Below are 16,143 nucleotides of genomic sequence, written 5' to 3'. Positions count from 1 at the left end.
GCCAGCTGCGCCCAATCGACGATGATCAGCTCGCCCCGCATACCGTTGCGTGAATCACACACACGCTCTGAATTGCGCCGGCACCCGGACCGAGCACGGTTGACCCCTCAGACCATCGCTGATGTTATAATATTACATTGGGGCCGCCGAGACACCTCGGCCGCCCCGGCACAAGGCCTCCATTGTCGTGAAGTGGTTCCGGGATAACGTCAAACACGGCTCGCGGCTGGCGCTGCTCGCGCTCGCGATCCAGTTTGCGCTGTCGTTCGGGCACTGCCACGCGGTTGCAGCCGCAATCGCGATCAGCCTGACGCAGGTTGACCTCGATCATGCGCCGATCCCCGTCGCACCGGATGCGGCGAGCGAAGCCGCCCGGACGCAGCCGCCGTCCAATCATGATACCGACCACCCGGCAGAGGCTTGCGCGATCTGCGCCGTCATTACGCTGGCCAACAACCTTGTATTCCCGGCACCGCCGCTGTTGCTGCTGCCGCAGGCCATCGAACTTCTGTACCTGACGACCGACGCCGAATTCGCGCATCTGAGTTCGGTCCGCTCGCCGTTCCAGTCCCGCGCCCCTCCCGCCTCCTGACATCGATTGACTGATGCGCCCGAAGGGGATCGCCGCGTGACACGTGGCCGATCCGCCAAGGGATAATCGAATCGATCCGTCGCTTGACGGAATCAGGATCGGGACAAATGACATTCACCAAAAGACGAGCGTTCCACATCGGTGGCGCAAGCTGGCTATTGCTGTGCGCGGTCGGCAACGGCGCGATGGCCCAGGACGCGGCCGCGCCATCCTCCTCGACACAACTGCCGGAAATCACCGTGACGGCGCCAAGCCCGATCGTGCGGCGAAACGTGACCCCGGCGCGAAAGCCGGCGCGCGTCGCCCGCGGCGTGCCCGGCCGCAATCGCGAACGCGATAACCAGCCGCAACCGGCCCCCGTCGCCGCCGCACCTCAACAGGGCGTGCTTCCGGTGGTGACCGACCAGTTCGCAACCGTCACCGTCATGCCCAACGAGGAAATCCGCCGGCAGGGCGGTGGCACGCTCGGCGATCTCTTGTTCTCCAAGCCCGGGATCACCGGCTCGAGCTTTGCACCCGGAGCGTCAAGCCGGCCGATCATCAGGGGCCTCGACGTCAATCGCGTCGGCATCGTCGAGAACGGCATCGGCAGCAACGGCGCATCGGACCTCGGCGAAGATCACTTCGTGCCGATCGATCCGCTTTCGACCAACCAGATCGAGGTCATCCGCGGACCGGCAACCCTGCGTTACGGGTCCACGGCGATCGGTGGCGTTGTCAGCGCCACCAACAACCGCATTCCGGACGCTTTGCCCACCTGCGCGGCACCCCCGTTTCAGACCTATGGGCTTCCGGTGAAGGCCCCGCTCGCCAATGCTGCGCCGGGGTGCCTGAACGTCGAGACCCGCACCGCGGTCAATTCGGTCGATCGCGGCGTCGAAGGCGGCATTCTGCTCGACGCCGGCGGCGGCAATGTTGCCATTCATGCCGACGCCTACGGACGAAAGTCGGGCGATTACAACATTCCGAGCTATCCCTATCTGTTCGACCAGACCCGGCCGGTCGATGGACGCCAGCCGAATTCCGCGGCGCAGGCCACCGGCGCATCAATCGGCGGTTCGTATTTCTTCCATGGCGGCTTCATCGGCGCGGCCGTCACGCAGAACGACTCGCTCTATCACATCCCCGGCATTGACGGCGCCGATCACCTTACCCGCATCGATGCGCGCCAGACCAAATTCACGACCAAGGGCGAATACCGGCCGGACGCGGCGGCGATCGATGCCATACGTTTCTGGGCGGGCGCCACCGACTATAAGCACAATGAGATCGGCCTTGCCGACCCCGCCGATCTGACGACGCTGGGCGTGCGCCAGACCTTCACCAACAAGGAACAGGAAGGCCGCGTCGAGGTACAGTTGGCACCGTTTAACGTCCGCTTCGCCGCCCTCACTACGGCTGTCGGCATCCAGGCGTCGCATCAGGAACTCACAGCACCAAGCCCGGATGATATCGGCAGTCCGGTGAATGGTTTGTGGGATCCCAACAAGAACACCAAGGTCGCCGGATACATCTTCAACGAACTGAAATTCAGCGATACGACAAAGGCGCAGATTGCCGGGCGTATCGAGCACGCCCACCTGACTGGAACGACACCGGCCTTCATTCCGGATGAGTTCGACCTCAACGTCGATCCCGGTGCCATTGGCCCCGCCACGCCGCGCAACCTCAACTTCGCGCCGAAGAGCGGAAGTATCGGCCTGATCCAGAATCTTCCATGGAATCTGGTTGCGAGCATCACCGGCCAATATGTCGAGCGCGCCCCCAAGCCCGCCGAGCTGTTTTCACGCGGCGGTCACGATGCGACCGTCACATTCGATATCGGCAATCCCAATCTGGGTATCGAGACAGCGAAATCGGTCGAAGTCGGTCTACGACGGGCAACAGGCCCGTTGCGATTTGAAATCACCGGCTATTACACCAAATTCAACGGCTTCATCTATCGGCGGCTGACCGGCAACACGTGCGAAGACGGCGTGTGCCAGGCGGGCCCGGGCCTCGAACTCAACCAGGCGATCTACTCCCAGCGCGACGCCACCTTCCGCGGCGGCGAATTCCAGTTTCAGTACGATGTGCTGCCGGTCTGGAACGGTCTGTTCGGGATCGAGGGACAATACGATATTGTCCGCGCGACCTTCGAGGACGGGACCAACGTACCGCGTATTCCACCGCAGAGGCTTGGAGGCGGCCTGTTCTATCGCGACGCCAACTGGTTGATGCGGGTCAATCTGCTGCACGCCTTCGCGCAGAACGATATCGCCGTGATCGGCGAGACGCCGACGGCGGGATATAATCTGTTGAAGGCCGAGGTCAGTTACAGGACCAAGCTCGATGCGTCCTGGTTCGGCGCGCGGGAAATGACGGTTGGCCTGGTCGGCAACAACCTGTTGAACGAAAACATCCGCAACTCGGTGTCCTACTCCAAGGACGAAGTCCTGATGCCGGGCATCGGGGTGCGGGCGTTTGCGAATTTGAAGTTCTAGCAATCCCGCTGGAGCAAGGCGAGATCAGCGCGCCTTGCTCCAGTCCGGCCGAATGGCACCGGAGACGCCATCGAAGGCGCCGTCGACCAGTTCGGCAACCAGGACGCGGCTGTAATCGACCGGGCCGGGCATGGTCATCCGCCCCTTGGGCACGGCCTTGAAACCGACACGGCTGTAATAGGCCTCGTCGCCGACCAGAATGACCAGGCGATGGCCCTTTGCCCTGGCATCCGCAAGGGCGCGATCGAGCAGCATGCGCCCGACGCCGCGGCTGCGAAACGGCGGCTCGACCGTCAACGGCCCGAGCATCAAGGCGGGGGTATCGCCGATGCAAACCGGCAACTGGCGCACCGAGCCGACCATCAGTGTGCCGATCCGTGCCGTGAACGACAGATCGAGCAGATGATCGACGTGCTCGCGCAGCCGGTAGGCACTCAGCACGAAGCGGCCGGGGCCGAAGGTGCGTTCGAGCAGGCGCTCGATCGCCTGCGCATCCTTTGGCGTTTCGGGCAATATGGTGACGGAAAGTTCGCTCATGGTAAGGCGCGGAATAGCATCTGGCAGCGGCGCGGTCCATTGCCGCCAGCACTAAAGCCCGCATTGCCTCATTTCTTGTTAATCGCCGGTTGCGACAGATAGGCCAGCAGTTTCATCTCACGGCGGCCGCGCGTCACCGTATCCAGCACCAGCCCCGACGAAACCGACAGCACCGCCATAATCATCAGACCCATCGACAATACCGCGGTCGGTAGTCGCGGAACGAGACCTTGCTCGAGATAGGTGATGATGACGGGGATCGCGAGGACGACGGAAATCACCATCAGCAACACGCCGATCGCGGTGAAAAACCGCAGCGGCTTTTCCGAGCGATAGAGTTTCAGGATGGTGCCGAGGATCCGGAAACCGTCGCGCCAGGTGTTCAGCTTGCTGAACGACCCTACCGGCCGGGCAAAATAGGGTGTCTCGATCTCGGCGACCGGCAGTGCCAGTTCGAGTGCATGAACACTTAACTCGGTTTCGATCTCGAAGCCGTCCGACAACACCGGAAACGATTTGACGAAGCGGCGCGAGAACACGCGGTAGCCGGAAAGGATATCCTTGAACGCCTGACCGAACACCAACGAAAGGAAGCCGGTCAGCATCCAGTTGCCGGTGCGGTGGCCGGGCCGGTAGGCGGCGGCCGATTGATCGACGCGAAAGCCCACCACCATGTCGAGGTGTTCCTTGACCAGCATATCGATCATGCGTGGGGCGCTGGGGGCGTCGTAGGTCGCGTCGCCGTCGACCAGCACGTAGATGTCCGCCTCGATATCGGCAAACATCCGCCGGATGACATGCCCCTTGCCCTGACGGCGTTCGCTACGCACCTCCGCGCCGGCCGCCCGCGCGACGTCGACGGTGCGATCTCTTGAATTGTTGTCGTAGACGAAGATTTCGGCCGCCGGCAGTACTTTGCGAAAATCGGCGACCACGGTCGCGACGGCCGCCTCCTCATTGAAGCACGGCACCAGAACCGCAACTCGCAACGCTGGTGTCGTCATCGCGGACCTGCCGAATCAGGCCTGACCATGGATCGCCGATGCCGCTTCAAGGCTTTTGCCAGTTGCGGGAAGCCCGGCTCGGCGGCGACCTCGCCGCGCAGATTGATCGTTGCGAACAGCAGCGTCCACAGCGTGAGCATGTCGATCGGCATGATGTAATAGGGCGTGAAGATCGGATGCGTCATGAAGAAAATCGCGTTCACCACCAGATTGGCGGCGAGCAAAATGGCGACCTGCCTCGCGCCCCCCTGATTGTAGCGCCACAGCCAGGCGGTCCATGCGGCGGCGATCGCCAGCAAGGTGAACTGCACGTCCCTGAAATACTGCCAGAGGACGCTTGCATCCAGCTCCGGCGGCGCGACGTCCTGTCCGCCATAGGTCGTCGTGAAGGGGCTGCCCGCATTGATCGCATTCGCGATCAGCGTCGGCGCCATCCCGATCAGGAACGCAACGCCGAATGCCGCCCCTTGCAGGAAGGTCTCCCGGTTTCGCGCCAGCAGGAATGCGCCGGCGAGATACAGGCAATAGCCCGCCGACAGGAACAGGTTCGGCAGACGCAAATTCACGGACAGGCCGATCAGCAACCCCACCAGCGCGAGCAGCACAAGCCGATGCCGCGATCCATCCTTGAACAGCTTCGCGGTGAGCCAGCCCGCGAGCACGCAGACCATCATGGTCGGCGCTATCGAATAGCTCGCCTTGGTCGGATTGATCATCAGGTAGATCGCGACATCCCCGAAGACGGCCGCCAATGCGAGCGAATACCACGTTGATGCGCAGCTCAACGCGAGCAGTGCGAAACCGGTTACCACGATCGACGCCAGAACATAGAGCGGGATAACCTGGAAACCTTCGGGGAACAGCGCCAGCGCAAACCCGGTCCCCGGCGGATATTGAATGACGGTTTTTTTCGTCTTCTCCATCCAGACGTGACAAGGAGCCCGCGTCGCCACGTTCCACTCGGGATAACCGATCTCCTTCAGCTTGTTGGCGAGATATTGGTCGTCCTCGCGCTTGATGTCGGTGTTGAGCCCACCCAGGCCGAACAGCTTGAACAGATGTGCCTGCCGCAAATAGCAGATGTCGTCATAGACCCCGCGGCTTTCGCTCCAGCGCGAGATGGTCCAGATGTTGCTCGCCAGCATCACCAGCAAGCCGAAGCCGCAGAGAAGTTTAATCAGTTTCATCGTGTCCGGCCCCCGCCTCGACTGCTCCGCTTCTAGGGGCTGTGATGGCGGGACGCAACCGAGCGCCTGCGCAAAAATCAGCGCCAGGTCGCGGTCCGTGCCTTGAAATCCAGCACTTCGGCGATCCGAAGGCGCGTACCTCGGGTAGTGTCAGCCGGCAGTGCAGCCGCGTCGTAGAACCCACACTCCACGATCTCGCGGTTGGGCACCGGCAAACGGTCCTGGCGGAATTGCCTCACGACATAGACCGCGACGTGGTCGCGGCGGGAGATATGGCCGTTGAAAAACAGACCATGCAACGCCGGCTCGTCGGTGAGTTCGATCCGCCCCTCCTCCATGAGTTCGCGCCGCAATGCTTCGAGGAACGTCTCGCCGACCTCGACCCCGCCGCCCGGCAGATGCCAGCCGGAGATATAGCTGTGTTTGACCAGAAACACCCTGTTGCTGCCGTCGAGCACGACGCCGCGGACCCCGAGCGTCATGCCGCGGGCGATCCGCCAATAGAGATGCATTACCCGCCGCAGCTGCGGCTCGAAGCGTTTTCGAAGATTCTGCAGGGCGGTCACAAATACCTCAGATGCCGGACATGATGTTTGATCCTTGCGCTGATACGGTTGGCTTGCCAATACATTGCAAGGATTCTGGCAAAGGATTCTGGCAAGGATCCTGACGAGGTTGTTGATGGCCGCATTCACGCTGGCGCATTTGTCCGATCCGCACCTGCCGCCGCTGCCGGCAGCGCGCTTTCGCGATCTCGCCAATAAGCGCGCGCTCGGCTACCTCAACTGGACCCGCAACCGCCACAAATACCACCGCCGCGAGGTGCTCGACGCATTGGTCGCCGACATGCAGGTCCAGCAGCCTGACCATATCGCGGTCACCGGCGATCTGGTCAATCTCGCGCTGGAAGCCGAGTTCTCGCCGGCGCAGGCCTGGCTTGAAAGCGTCGGCGCGCCGCAGGAAGTCACGGTGATTCCCGGCAATCACGACGCCTATGTGCGCGCCACCAGGCATCGTTTCGCCGGAACGTTCGGCGACTATCTGCGCGGCGATGCCGGGCCCAACGGCGCGACGTTTCCGTTCGTGCGCCGGCGCGGCCCGCTGGCGCTGATCGGCGTATCCTCGGCAGTGCCGACGCTGCCGCTGATGGCGACCGGCAGGCTCGGACGGGCCCAGCTCGATGAACTGGATCAAATCCTGACGCAATTGTCGTCCGAACAGGCATTCCGGGTGTTGCTGGTCCATCACCCCCTGCATTCGGATTCCCGCATCAAGCGGCTGACGGATTCGCGGCAGTTGCGCGCGCTCTTGAAGCGCCATGGCGTGGAATTGGTGCTGCACGGGCATGACCACATCCATTCGACCATGTGGATCGAAGGCACGGACCGCCAGATTCCCGCGATCGGCGTGCCTTCGGCGTCGGCACTGGCGCACCGGCACTATCCCGCCGCGGCCTATAATCTGTTTTCGATCGAGCGGGACGGCGACCACTGGCGCTGCGTGCAGACCGTGCGCGGCTTTGGCGATGACAATGTGATCCGGCAGTTGGCGCAAGTCAGGTTGTCGTAACCGGTTCAAGCAGGGCTAGTCCCCACCGCCACCGCCGCAACCGCCGCCGCCGCCATCTCCGCCACCACCCCCATCGCTACCCCCGCCATCGCCGCCATGGCTGGCGTCGCCATCGCCGAAGCCAGCGGACGAGCCGTCGACCGACGAGTCCGCGAAATCACCGCCACAATATGCGGTGCCGCTGCCGTTCTTGCGCAACTCCTCGCAGTCGGGGTGATAGACAAAGCCGTTGGGGATCTTGAACTTGCTGTCGAGCGCAAATAACAGCGGCAGCCGGCTCGGCCTGACAGGATCGATGCTCTCGTACTTGCAGCAGTACCACCAGACCCGCCGCAGGCCCTCGTTGCTCTTGCGATGCTCGCTCAGCACCACCGCCGGGGTGTGATGCAGGAAACCACCGAACGCGCGGCGGCAAAACGCATCGTACTCGCGCGTGTAGAGGATAAACTCGTGCCATAGATCGTCCGCGACTTGCGAGGGCATCGAGACGTAGCGCTTGCCGCTCATGAGATAGGCGAGGAAAAACTGCCGCAGGCCCCGCGAGACCAACGCGCTGTCCTTGCGCTGGAAGCCCGGGTGATGCTGCTCCAGCCGCTGCAGCAGCCCGCGTGGCCAGCGGAAGGTGCGGATAAATTCGGCACGCCTCAACGTCAGCCATTTGCCGTACAGGCTCGCGGCGATGACCAGGACGATCACCGCCGCGATGGCGTTGCCGATGATGATGGCTGGCACTAGGTCCCCTTCAGGCTCCGCGCTAGAGGTTTTTCAGGCTGGCAAACAGCGCGAGGCCGAACAGGGCGGCGGCGCCGAGCAGGAAGCCGAGCACGAACATCCCGAAGCCGCCACGGCGTTTCGGCGGTTCTTCGGCTGATGGCTCGACCATCGGGGTTGCCACCATCGCATGCTCGCGCTCGATCATGCGGCGCGCGACATAGTCGGTGACGGCATCGACGATGACGGGCACGTCGTGGGATTCGGCGAGCACGATGCGGCCGAAGCGGGTGTCCTGCACGAAGCGGTAGATCCGCTTGTCGCGGCCCATCAGGATATGCGCGACGACGTCGATCCACAGCCGCGGCGTCTCGCCCTGGCTGACGCCGCGGTCGAACAGGTCGACCTTTTCGGGGACCTGCGCGAACAACGGATCGAGCGCCTCGTTCAGGATCTCGAGCCGCGCCACTTCGGCGTCGCGCAATTCGACGACGACGCCGGTGCGGTCGGCGGCCTCGATCCGTGCCTTGCGCAGCGCGTCGCGCAGCCGCGTCGGTTGCGGCTCGGTGGTGGCGGTACTCTGTACGTCTGACATCTCACGACCCGCCTTTGTCCTGAAGGGTTGGCGGCGGTTAACCTAGCAGTAACCATGTTTTCCGCAAAGGTCGTTTGTTCCCAATGACTTAGGTTTCGGTTGAAAAGCCGGACGGCCCCACCCGGGATTCCGGATGGGGCCGCCTGTTCGCAGGTCCTTGGACGTTTCTTCTAGTTTATCGGCAGCAGCCGCTCAGGCCGAGGCTCAAGCAGAGACTCGGGACGGCTCTTCCACGATGGAAAAGCGTACGCCGGCCTTGTGGCGGTTCTCTTCCGAGACGACGCGCCAGGCGTCCTCGGCTTCCTTGCGGGTCTTGAACGGGCCTTGAACCTGGGCCGAGCCTTCCACGAGCTTGTGGAAGTTCATCGATCCGAACTCGCCGCCAATCACCCAGAAATTGCTGCCTTTGGTCATGGTGGTCTCCTGCTGTTGACCGGCTGTTACCGTTAGCCGAACTGGTTCATCGTGTTGTGGGCGCCGCCCGCCTTCAGAGCGGCTTCCCCGGCGAAATATTCCTTGTGCTCGTCACCGATATCGGAGCCGGCCATGTTCTGATGCTTGGCGCAGGCGATACCCTGACGGATCTCCTGGCGCTGAACATTCTTCACATAGCCCAGCATGCCCTGCTCGCCGAAATACTCCCTCGCGAGATTGTCAGTCGACAGCGCTGCCGTGTGATAGGTCGGCAACGTGATCAGATGGTGGAAGATGCCGGCGCGCTTGGCTGAATCGGCCTGGAAGGTGCGGATGCGCTCGTCTGCTTCAATGCCCAGCGGCGTATCGTCGTATTCCGGCTTCATCAGTTCGGCGCGGTTGTACTTGCTGACATCCTTGCCGGCTTCCTTCATCGCGTCGTAGACCTGCCAACGGAAGTTGAGCGTCCAGTTGAACGACGGCGAGTTGTTGTAGGCCAGCTTCGCGTTCGGAACGACCTCGCGAATGCGGTCGACCATCTTGGCGATCTGCTCGATATGCGGCTTCTCGGTCTCGATCCACAACAGATCGGCGCCGTTCTGCAGCGAGGTGATGCTGTCGAGCACGCAGCGATCTTCGCCCGTGCCGGCACGGAACTGATAGAGGTTGCTGGCGAGCCGCTTCGGACGCATCATCTTGCCGTTGCGGTTGATGATGACATCGCCATTCCGGGCGTTTTCGGCCGTGATTTCCTCGCAATCCAGGAAGCTGTTGTACTGATCGCCGATGTCGCCGGGCTTGTGGCTGACAGCGATCTGCTGCGTGAGACCGGCACCCAGCGAGTCGGTGCGGGTCACGACGATGCCGTCTTCGACGCCGAGTTCGAGGAAGGCATGGCGGCAGGCCCGGATCTTCGCCAGGAACACCTCGTGCGGCACAGTCACCTTGCCGTCCTGGTGGCCGCACTGCTTTTCGTCGGAGACCTGATTTTCGATCTGCAGAGCGCACGCACCTGCTTCGATCATCTTCTTTGCGAGCAGGTAGGTCGCCTCCGCATTGCCGAAACCGGCGTCGATGTCGGCGATGACCGGCACGACATGGGTCTGGAAGTTGTCGACCTTTTCGATCAGTTCCTTTTCCTTCGCCTTGTCGCCTGCCTTGCGGGCAGCGTCGATGGCGCGGAAGATATCATTGAGCTCACGGGAGTCCGCCTGACGAAGGAAGGTGTAGAGCTCTTCGATCAGCGCCGGCACCGAAGTCTTTTCGTGCATCGACTGATCGGGCAGCGGTCCGAACTCGGAGCGCAGCGCGGCGATCATCCAGCCGGAGAGATAGAGATAGCGGCGATCGGTCTTGCCGCCGAAATGCTTCTTCACCGAGATCAGCTTCTGCTGCGCGATGAAGCCATGCCAGCAGCCGAGCGACTGGGTGTACTTGGTCGGATCGGCGTCATAGGCAGCCATATCGCGGCGCATCAGCGCCGCGGTGTAGCGGGCGATGTCGAGGCCGGTCTTGAAGCGGTTCTGCAGACGCATGCGCGCCACGGCCTCGGCAGTGACGCCGTTCCAGGTCGGCTGGGTCTCGAGCAGCGCCTTGGCAGCGCCAAGCTCGCTCGCGTAGGAAGCGGGTCCCTTGATAGCCTGGTCGATGCCACGTGGCTGATAGTTCATTTGCTTAATCCTTTCGGTGACGACTAATTTGCAGCATTCGCCACTCTTTGCCGAAATCGACATTCATGACAGTGCATTGCAAAACGTACCGAGAGCTAAACGCCAAAATCCTGATTTCGTATAGATAGCTTGATTTTGAATGGTGATGTCATGTAACATCTGAACTTGTCACAGATGTCATTTTGTTAATTTTGTCACAAAATCCGTCAGAAGGGCTGACATGGCGAGCGATTCCGGAAAGAAGCTGTTTGTCGGTCCGCGGTTTCGCCGGATCCGCCAGCAGCTCGGCCTGTCGCAGACCCAGATGGCCGAGGGCCTGGAGATTTCTCCGAGCTATATCAACCTGATAGAACGGAACCAGCGCCCGGTGACCGCCCAGCTGCTGCTCCGGCTGGCGGAGACCTATGACCTTGATTTGCGCGATCTCGCGACCGCCGACGAGGATCGCTTTTTCGCCGAACTGAACGAGATATTCTCCGATCCGCTGTTCCGGCAAATCGACCTGCCGAAGCAGGAACTGCGCGATCTCGCTGAATTGTGCCCCGGTGTGACTCATTCCCTGCAACGGCTGTACGCCGCCTATACCGAGGCCCGCCGCGGCGAAACGCTGGTGGCGGCGCAAATGGCCGACCGCGACGAGGGAACCCGATTCGAGGCCAATCCGATCGAACGGGTGCGCGACCTGATCGAGGCCAACCGCAATTACTTCCCCGAACTCGAACAGGCCGCGGAAAGCCTGCGCGACGAACTGGGCGTGCCGTCCGAGGAATTGTTTGCGGCCCTCGCCGCGCGATTGCGCGAGAAGCATTCGATCGTCACCCGCATCATGCCTGTCGACGTGATGCGCGAGACGCTGCGGCGGTTCGACCGCCATCGCCGGCAGCTGTTGGTCTCCGAACTGGTCGACGGCCCCGGCCGGGCCTTCCAGCTCGCGCTGCAGATCGGGCTTGCCGAATGCAGCGCCAGCATCGATGCCATCGTCAACCGCGCCGGCCCGCTCGACGACACGCCGCGAAGGCTCTACCGGATTACGCTGGCGAATTATTTCGCCGCCGCCACCATGATGCCCTATCAGGCGTTCCATGCCGCGGCCGAGGCGTTGAACTACGACGTGCACGTGCTGGCGCAGCGCTTCAATGCCGGTTTCGAGCAGGTCTGCCATCGCCTGACCACGCTGCAGCGGCCGAACGCGCGCGGCGTGCCGTTCTTCCTGCTGCGCGTCGACAATGCCGGCAATGTTTCCAAGCGGTTTTCCTCCGGCACGTTTCCGTTCTCGAAATTCGGCGGCACCTGCCCGCTGTGGAACGTGCATTCGACCTTCGACACGCCGGACCGGCTGCTCAAGCAGGTCATCGAATTGCCAGATGGCACCCGTTACTTCTCGATCGCGCAGATGGTGCGCCGGCCGGTGGCGCCGCACCCGCAGCCGCAGCCGCGCTTTGCGATCGGTCTGGGGTGCGAAATCCGCCATGCCGCCAAACTGGTTTATGCCGCCGGCATGGACCTGGAGAAAGCCGAGGGTACGCCGATCGGGGTCAACTGCCGGCTCTGCGAGCGCGAAAACTGCAGCCAGCGCGCCGAGCCGCCGATCACGCGCACCCTCATCCTGGATGAGAACACGCGGCGCGTGTCGTCGTTTGCGTTTAGTAACGCGAGAGAGTTGTGAGTGTTTGAGATTTCTAAGTGCATCAACTGTGGGACTGTCATTCTCCGATGCGCAATTGTGCATCGTAGATGGTGCGTTAGCACCAGACCTCAGATGTGCAAGTTGCACATCGAGGGAATCTCGAGATTCCGGGCTCGATGCTGCGCATCGCCCCGGAATGACGAGAGCCCCACAAATCCTCTGACCTGAGAGACAACCGAATGTTCGTTTCATTCTTCCCCCGCCCAAAGATCTTCTTCATCTCGGCGATCGTCTGGGCCGCGCTGGCGATGACGCTCTGGTACAGTTACGCCAACGAACTGTACGGGTCGTCGGCGCCTGTTGTCGGCGTCTCGACCTTCTGGTCGGTGCGTTCGCTGTGGTTCGATCTGTATTTCTGGGCGTTCGTCGGCATCTTCACAGCCTTCTGGATGTGGTTTTCGCCGCATCCCTGGGCGCTGTGGTCGATCCCGGGCTCGGCGCTGATCCTGTTCGCCACCTATTTCCAGGTCCAGGTCAGCGTCGCCATCAACACCTGGTACGGGCCGTTCTACGATCTGCTCCAGGCCGCGCTTTCGAAATCGAAGCCGGTCACTGTCGAACAGATCTACGGAGAATTTTCGACTTTTGCCGGCATCGCGCTGGTCGCCGTTACCGTCGGCGTACTGACGCGTTTCTTCGTTAGCCATTACATCTTCCGCTGGCGCACCGCGATGAACGATTTTTACATCGCCCACTGGCCGCGGCTGCGCACCATCGAAGGCGCCTCGCAACGCGTCCAGGAAGACACCATGCGGTTTGCGACCATCACCGAAGGCCTCGGCGTCAATTTCATCAGCGCGATCCTGACGCTGATCGCCTTCCTGCCGGTGCTGCTCAGGCTTTCCAGCATTATCACCGAGCTGCCTATCGTCGGTGCGATCCCCTATCCGCTGGTGATCGCCGCGATCGTGTGGTCGATCTTCGGAACCGGTTTGCTGGCGCTGATCGGCATCAAGCTGCCCGGCATCGAGTTCTTCAACCAGCGGGTTGAAGCCGCCTACCGCAAGGAGCTCGTGCTCGGCGAAGACGATCCGGCGCGCGCCGATCCGATGACGCTGAATGAGCTCTTCGTGCACATTCGCAAAAACTATTTCTGGTTCTATTTGAACTACCTGTACTTCAACGTCGGCCGCATCGTCTATTTGCAGACCGACGTCATCTTTCCCTACATCCTGCTGGCGCCGACGATCGTCGCCGGCAAGCTCACGCTGGGTCCGCTGCAGCAGATCCTGAATGCGTTCACGCAGGTGAGAAACTCGTTCCAGATACTGATCAACTCCTGGACCACGATCGTCGACCTGCTCTCGGTCTACAAGCGCCTGCGCGGCTTCGAAGCCATGATCGCCGGCGCGCCGCTGCCGGCCATCGAGGCCGTGAAGGAGCCGGCGGGGATTTGAGGTAGGGGCTGCCAACGTCGTCCCGGCGAACGCCGGGACCCATACGCCGCGGCGCTTATTGTTGCAGAAGGTCGCTAACGCCAGAGCTCTCCTCCGATGGGCCGCGGCGAATGGGTCCCGGCTCAAGGCCGGGACGACGGCGGAGTTTGTTGCTGCACCATCATACAGGCGCACCTTCGCTTTCTCGCGGCGCATTGCGCCCGAGCTTTTGCTAGAAATTCCTCGCCCTCTCATTGAGAGGGCGCAGGGAAGACCGGGTGCGCGCTGCACCCGCGGTCTCGTGTGCAATTGTGCAACAAGAACGCGCACACGAGCATACAGGGCAGCGGAGAACACCCGGCCTTCCCTGCGCAATGGCTTTACGGCTTACTTCGTGCTCTCCCCGGTCGGGCCGGGCTCGTTGTCACCGTCGCCCGTGGAAGCGTGAGCTTCTCACGAGCTTGACGCCAGCATCGGGGCGTCAGGACCACACGACTTCACCGTACGCTTTTGCCGCACTCGTCAGTTGCAACATCAGCGTCCACCGCAACCCGTCCAACGTCCATGACGACGGCCGACGCCCTCTGAGTGGGACGGGATGGCCAAGGATATGCCCCTGATTTGGTCGGATGGAAACAAGAATATTTTTGATTATCAGAAATTTTTGGCTTGACATGATTTCGGACAACCAGAAGTGATTTGCCCGTCGGGTCGTTTTGTCGCAGTCAGCAGCGTCTTCCTGCCCTCAGCGTCTGACTCATAAAGAGATCAAGGAAATAGCGCGTTGTACCGAACACCGTCATGCCCGGCCTTGTGCCGGGCATCCACGTCTTGGCTTCCCATTGAGCAAGAAAGACGTGGATGGCCGGGACAAGCCCGGCCATGACGAGAAAGGTGATGACCGTGCACCGCTCAAATCGCGCGGCGGCGACCCGCAACCATGCTGTAGACCAACAAGACCACGATAGCGCCGACGACCGCGCCGATCAGGCCGGCGCCCTCGCCGGGCCGATACCAGCCGAGTGCCTGGCCGAGAAACGACGCAACAAACGCCCCGACGATGCCGAGTATCGTCGTGAGGATGAACCCCGAGGGCTCATTGTCTCCGGGCATGATGAACTTCGCTATCACGCCGGCCAGGAAGCCAATAATGATCGTCCAGATAATGCCCATATCAAATCCTCTGTTTGTGAGCGTCAGCTCGGAAGGCGTCCGTCGGGCGTATATTGATCAACGGCGGTCGGAAGTTCGCGTGACAGCCTTGCGAGGAGTTCCTCCTGCGACAGGCCGGTTTGCTGTTCCAGCGCGGCCAACACATCCGCGCCGATGGCCTGTTTCAATTGCGGGGCAGGAAGCTCCTTGTTCGGTCCCTTGCCGACCCAGGACTCGGCAGCATCTCCCTGGCCGTTCTCCTTGAAGCGTTCGAGCAACTCACCCAGCCCGCCGCCCAGCAGACCGCCGACGCCGCCGCCGCCGAGATTGCCGAGCAGGCCGCCCAAGGGATTGTCCGAGGGACCTTGCTGGTTGCCGGCGCCGGGCTGCGCGTTGCCGGTCGCACCTTTCAGCAGCTCGGCGAGTTTGTCCCTGTTCTGGTAGCCCGCCAAAGCGAGCAAACCCAATAGCGCCGTCATCGATGGCATCCCGCGGGACATGATCGTCTCCTTCGTTGAATCACTGAATCACCGCGCCTGTAACGTGCCAATTCCTGCCGGGTTCCACGCAGGCCGTCAGTTGGCATCGCTCGTCGGCGCAGCACTGCGTCAGGTGGCACACCAAGACGGCCCGCTCAGGCAGGCCGTCTCATTGCCCTGCGACGATGTCCCGCGAGCAGATATTAGAACGAAACCTAATCGCCGTCCGCGGCCCAGGGGACGGTGCCGCTTTTCCACTTGCCTTCGACCTTGTCGGTATCCTCGATCAGTTGATCGATGACGCTGATCGGCTTCTTGCCCGGGTTCTTCTGGCAGAATTCGTAGATCAACGGGAGGATCTTCTTTTCGTTCATCAAATAGAGGTCGACATACTGGCTGTCGCCCTCGAGCAACGCGATGTTGGCGGCGCTCATGTAACCCTGGACCCAATAGAATATCAGGGAGTTGGTCACATTGTTGAAGCCCTCTGCCGGATTCATGTCCTTGGCCAGCTTTTCGCAAGACGCGACGCCGATCCCGTTGGTCGCCAATGGTTGTGCGCCGGCCGGCGCGGCGAAGGCGATGAAGCACGCGGCAAAGGCCGATAGTCCGTAAGGAATGCGATTGATAGCGCTCATGGAAGCTCCCGTTTGTGCGCGCAAATGCTAAAAATACGCCGCGCAGATT

The 16,143-nt window shown here is 61.9% G+C and carries 16 protein-coding genes; 5 read left to right on the top strand and 11 right to left on the bottom strand.

Features of this window, described 5'->3' with window-relative positions; all coding sequences use genetic code 11:
- Window positions 1–187 precede the first annotated feature (187 nt).
- On the top strand, window positions 188–592 hold the full coding sequence (locus JQ567_RS19115; protein WP_212440258.1) for a DUF2946 family protein: 405 nt from the start codon (window positions 188–190) through the stop codon (window positions 590–592).
- 107 nt (window positions 593–699) lie between these two features.
- Entirely contained in the window at window positions 700–3,075 is a 2,376-nt protein-coding gene (locus tag JQ567_RS19110) for a TonB-dependent receptor (protein ID WP_212440257.1), read from the top strand.
- Between the two features lie 24 nt (window positions 3,076–3,099).
- On the opposite strand, the gene JQ567_RS19105 is transcribed toward JQ567_RS19110, so the two are convergent.
- From JQ567_RS19105 to JQ567_RS19090, 4 genes are all read right to left on the bottom strand, one after another.
- Entirely contained in the window at window positions 3,100–3,612 is a 513-nt protein-coding gene (locus JQ567_RS19105) for a GNAT family N-acetyltransferase (protein WP_212440256.1), read from the bottom strand.
- A 68-nt stretch (window positions 3,613–3,680) separates the two neighbouring features.
- Window positions 3,681–4,616 carry a glycosyltransferase family 2 protein gene (locus tag JQ567_RS19100; protein ID WP_212440255.1) on the bottom strand — a complete coding sequence of 312 codons (936 nt, stop codon included), beginning with the start codon at window positions 4,614–4,616 and terminating at the stop codon, window positions 3,681–3,683.
- Complete coding sequence (locus JQ567_RS19095; RefSeq protein ID WP_212440254.1) at window positions 4,613–5,803, bottom strand: hypothetical protein; 1,191 nt, start codon at window positions 5,801–5,803, stop codon at window positions 4,613–4,615. Before JQ567_RS19095 ends, JQ567_RS19100 begins: the two co-directional genes overlap by 4 nt.
- A 77-nt stretch (window positions 5,804–5,880) precedes the next feature.
- On the bottom strand, window positions 5,881–6,369 hold the full coding sequence (locus JQ567_RS19090) for an NUDIX domain-containing protein (RefSeq protein WP_312017428.1): 489 nt from the start codon (window positions 6,367–6,369) through the stop codon (window positions 5,881–5,883).
- 115 nt (window positions 6,370–6,484) lie between these two features.
- Between JQ567_RS19090 and JQ567_RS19085 the strand changes: the two genes are divergently transcribed.
- The gene (locus JQ567_RS19085; protein WP_212440253.1) at window positions 6,485–7,372 is read left to right on the top strand and encodes a metallophosphoesterase; all 888 of its coding nucleotides are present in this window, start codon (window positions 6,485–6,487) and stop codon (window positions 7,370–7,372) included.
- A gap of 15 nt (window positions 7,373–7,387) precedes the next feature.
- Here JQ567_RS19085 and JQ567_RS19080 read toward each other — a convergent pair whose 3' ends face one another.
- The 4 genes from JQ567_RS19080 to JQ567_RS19065 all read right to left on the bottom strand — a co-directional run bounded on the left by JQ567_RS19080 (window position 7,388) and on the right by JQ567_RS19065 (window position 10,762).
- Window positions 7,388–8,104: a hypothetical protein gene (locus tag JQ567_RS19080; protein ID WP_212440252.1), complete on the bottom strand. Its 717-nt coding sequence runs from the start codon at window positions 8,102–8,104 to the stop codon at window positions 7,388–7,390.
- A gap of 22 nt (window positions 8,105–8,126) precedes the next feature.
- Window positions 8,127–8,678, bottom strand: coding sequence for a hypothetical protein (locus tag JQ567_RS19075; RefSeq protein ID WP_212440251.1), 552 nt, complete (start codon window positions 8,676–8,678; stop codon window positions 8,127–8,129).
- 204 nt (window positions 8,679–8,882) lie between these two features.
- Window positions 8,883–9,092 (bottom strand): hypothetical protein, encoded by a 210-nt coding sequence (locus tag JQ567_RS19070; protein WP_108522535.1) that lies wholly within the window; start codon window positions 9,090–9,092, stop codon window positions 8,883–8,885.
- 32 nt (window positions 9,093–9,124) lie between these two features.
- Window positions 9,125–10,762: an isocitrate lyase gene (locus tag JQ567_RS19065; protein WP_212440250.1), complete on the bottom strand. Its 1,638-nt coding sequence runs from the start codon at window positions 10,760–10,762 to the stop codon at window positions 9,125–9,127.
- A gap of 220 nt (window positions 10,763–10,982) precedes the next feature.
- Here JQ567_RS19065 and JQ567_RS19060 point away from each other — a divergent pair, with 220 nt between their 5' ends.
- Both JQ567_RS19060 and sbmA read left to right on the top strand, forming a co-directional pair.
- Window positions 10,983–12,428, top strand: a complete 1,446-nt coding sequence (locus JQ567_RS19060) for a short-chain fatty acyl-CoA regulator family protein (protein WP_212440249.1) — start codon at window positions 10,983–10,985, stop codon at window positions 12,426–12,428.
- A 200-nt stretch (window positions 12,429–12,628) separates the two neighbouring features.
- Window positions 12,629–13,846: a peptide antibiotic transporter SbmA gene (gene sbmA / locus JQ567_RS19055; RefSeq protein ID WP_212440248.1), complete on the top strand. Its 1,218-nt coding sequence runs from the start codon at window positions 12,629–12,631 to the stop codon at window positions 13,844–13,846.
- An 891-nt stretch (window positions 13,847–14,737) separates the two neighbouring features.
- Here sbmA and JQ567_RS19050 read toward each other — a convergent pair.
- The 3 genes from JQ567_RS19050 to JQ567_RS19040 form a co-directional block, all read right to left on the bottom strand.
- Entirely contained in the window at window positions 14,738–14,998 is a 261-nt protein-coding gene (locus JQ567_RS19050; protein WP_212440247.1) for a GlsB/YeaQ/YmgE family stress response membrane protein, read from the bottom strand.
- 23 nt (window positions 14,999–15,021) lie between these two features.
- Complete coding sequence (locus JQ567_RS19045) at window positions 15,022–15,477, bottom strand: YidB family protein (protein ID WP_212440246.1); 456 nt, start codon at window positions 15,475–15,477, stop codon at window positions 15,022–15,024.
- A gap of 194 nt (window positions 15,478–15,671) precedes the next feature.
- Window positions 15,672–16,094 (bottom strand): hypothetical protein, encoded by a 423-nt coding sequence (locus tag JQ567_RS19040; protein WP_212440245.1) that lies wholly within the window; start codon window positions 16,092–16,094, stop codon window positions 15,672–15,674.
- Window positions 16,095–16,143 lie beyond the last annotated feature (49 nt).

The sequence above is a fragment of the Bradyrhizobium sp. AUGA SZCCT0431 genome, assembly GCF_018131065.1.
Classification (GTDB): domain Bacteria; phylum Pseudomonadota; class Alphaproteobacteria; order Rhizobiales; family Xanthobacteraceae; genus Bradyrhizobium.
The sequence above is the reverse complement of the archived record's forward strand: the minus strand, read 5'-3'. Positions and strand labels throughout refer to the sequence as shown.

Coding starts and splice junctions, on each gene's coding strand:
- JQ567_RS19110 (WP_212440257.1), top strand. CDS start 700: ATGACATTCACCAAAAGACGAGCGTTCCACATCGGTGGCGCAAGCTGG.
- JQ567_RS19105 (WP_212440256.1), bottom strand. CDS start 3,612: ATGAGCGAACTTTCCGTCACCATATTGCCCGAAACGCCAAAGGATGCG.
- JQ567_RS19100 (WP_212440255.1), bottom strand. CDS start 4,616: ATGACGACACCAGCGTTGCGAGTTGCGGTTCTGGTGCCGTGCTTCAAT.
- JQ567_RS19095 (WP_212440254.1), bottom strand. CDS start 5,803: ATGAAACTGATTAAACTTCTCTGCGGCTTCGGCTTGCTGGTGATGCTG.
- JQ567_RS19085 (WP_212440253.1), top strand. CDS start 6,485: ATGGCCGCATTCACGCTGGCGCATTTGTCCGATCCGCACCTGCCGCCG.
- JQ567_RS19075 (WP_212440251.1), bottom strand. CDS start 8,678: ATGTCAGACGTACAGAGTACCGCCACCACCGAGCCGCAACCGACGCGG.
- JQ567_RS19070 (WP_108522535.1), bottom strand. CDS start 9,092: ATGACCAAAGGCAGCAATTTCTGGGTGATTGGCGGCGAGTTCGGATCG.
- JQ567_RS19065 (WP_212440250.1), bottom strand. CDS start 10,762: ATGAACTATCAGCCACGTGGCATCGACCAGGCTATCAAGGGACCCGCT.
- JQ567_RS19060 (WP_212440249.1), top strand. CDS start 10,983: ATGGCGAGCGATTCCGGAAAGAAGCTGTTTGTCGGTCCGCGGTTTCGC.
- sbmA (WP_212440248.1), top strand. CDS start 12,629: ATGTTCGTTTCATTCTTCCCCCGCCCAAAGATCTTCTTCATCTCGGCG.
- JQ567_RS19050 (WP_212440247.1), bottom strand. CDS start 14,998: ATGGGCATTATCTGGACGATCATTATTGGCTTCCTGGCCGGCGTGATA.
- JQ567_RS19045 (WP_212440246.1), bottom strand. CDS start 15,477: ATGTCCCGCGGGATGCCATCGATGACGGCGCTATTGGGTTTGCTCGCT.
- JQ567_RS19040 (WP_212440245.1), bottom strand. CDS start 16,094: ATGAGCGCTATCAATCGCATTCCTTACGGACTATCGGCCTTTGCCGCG.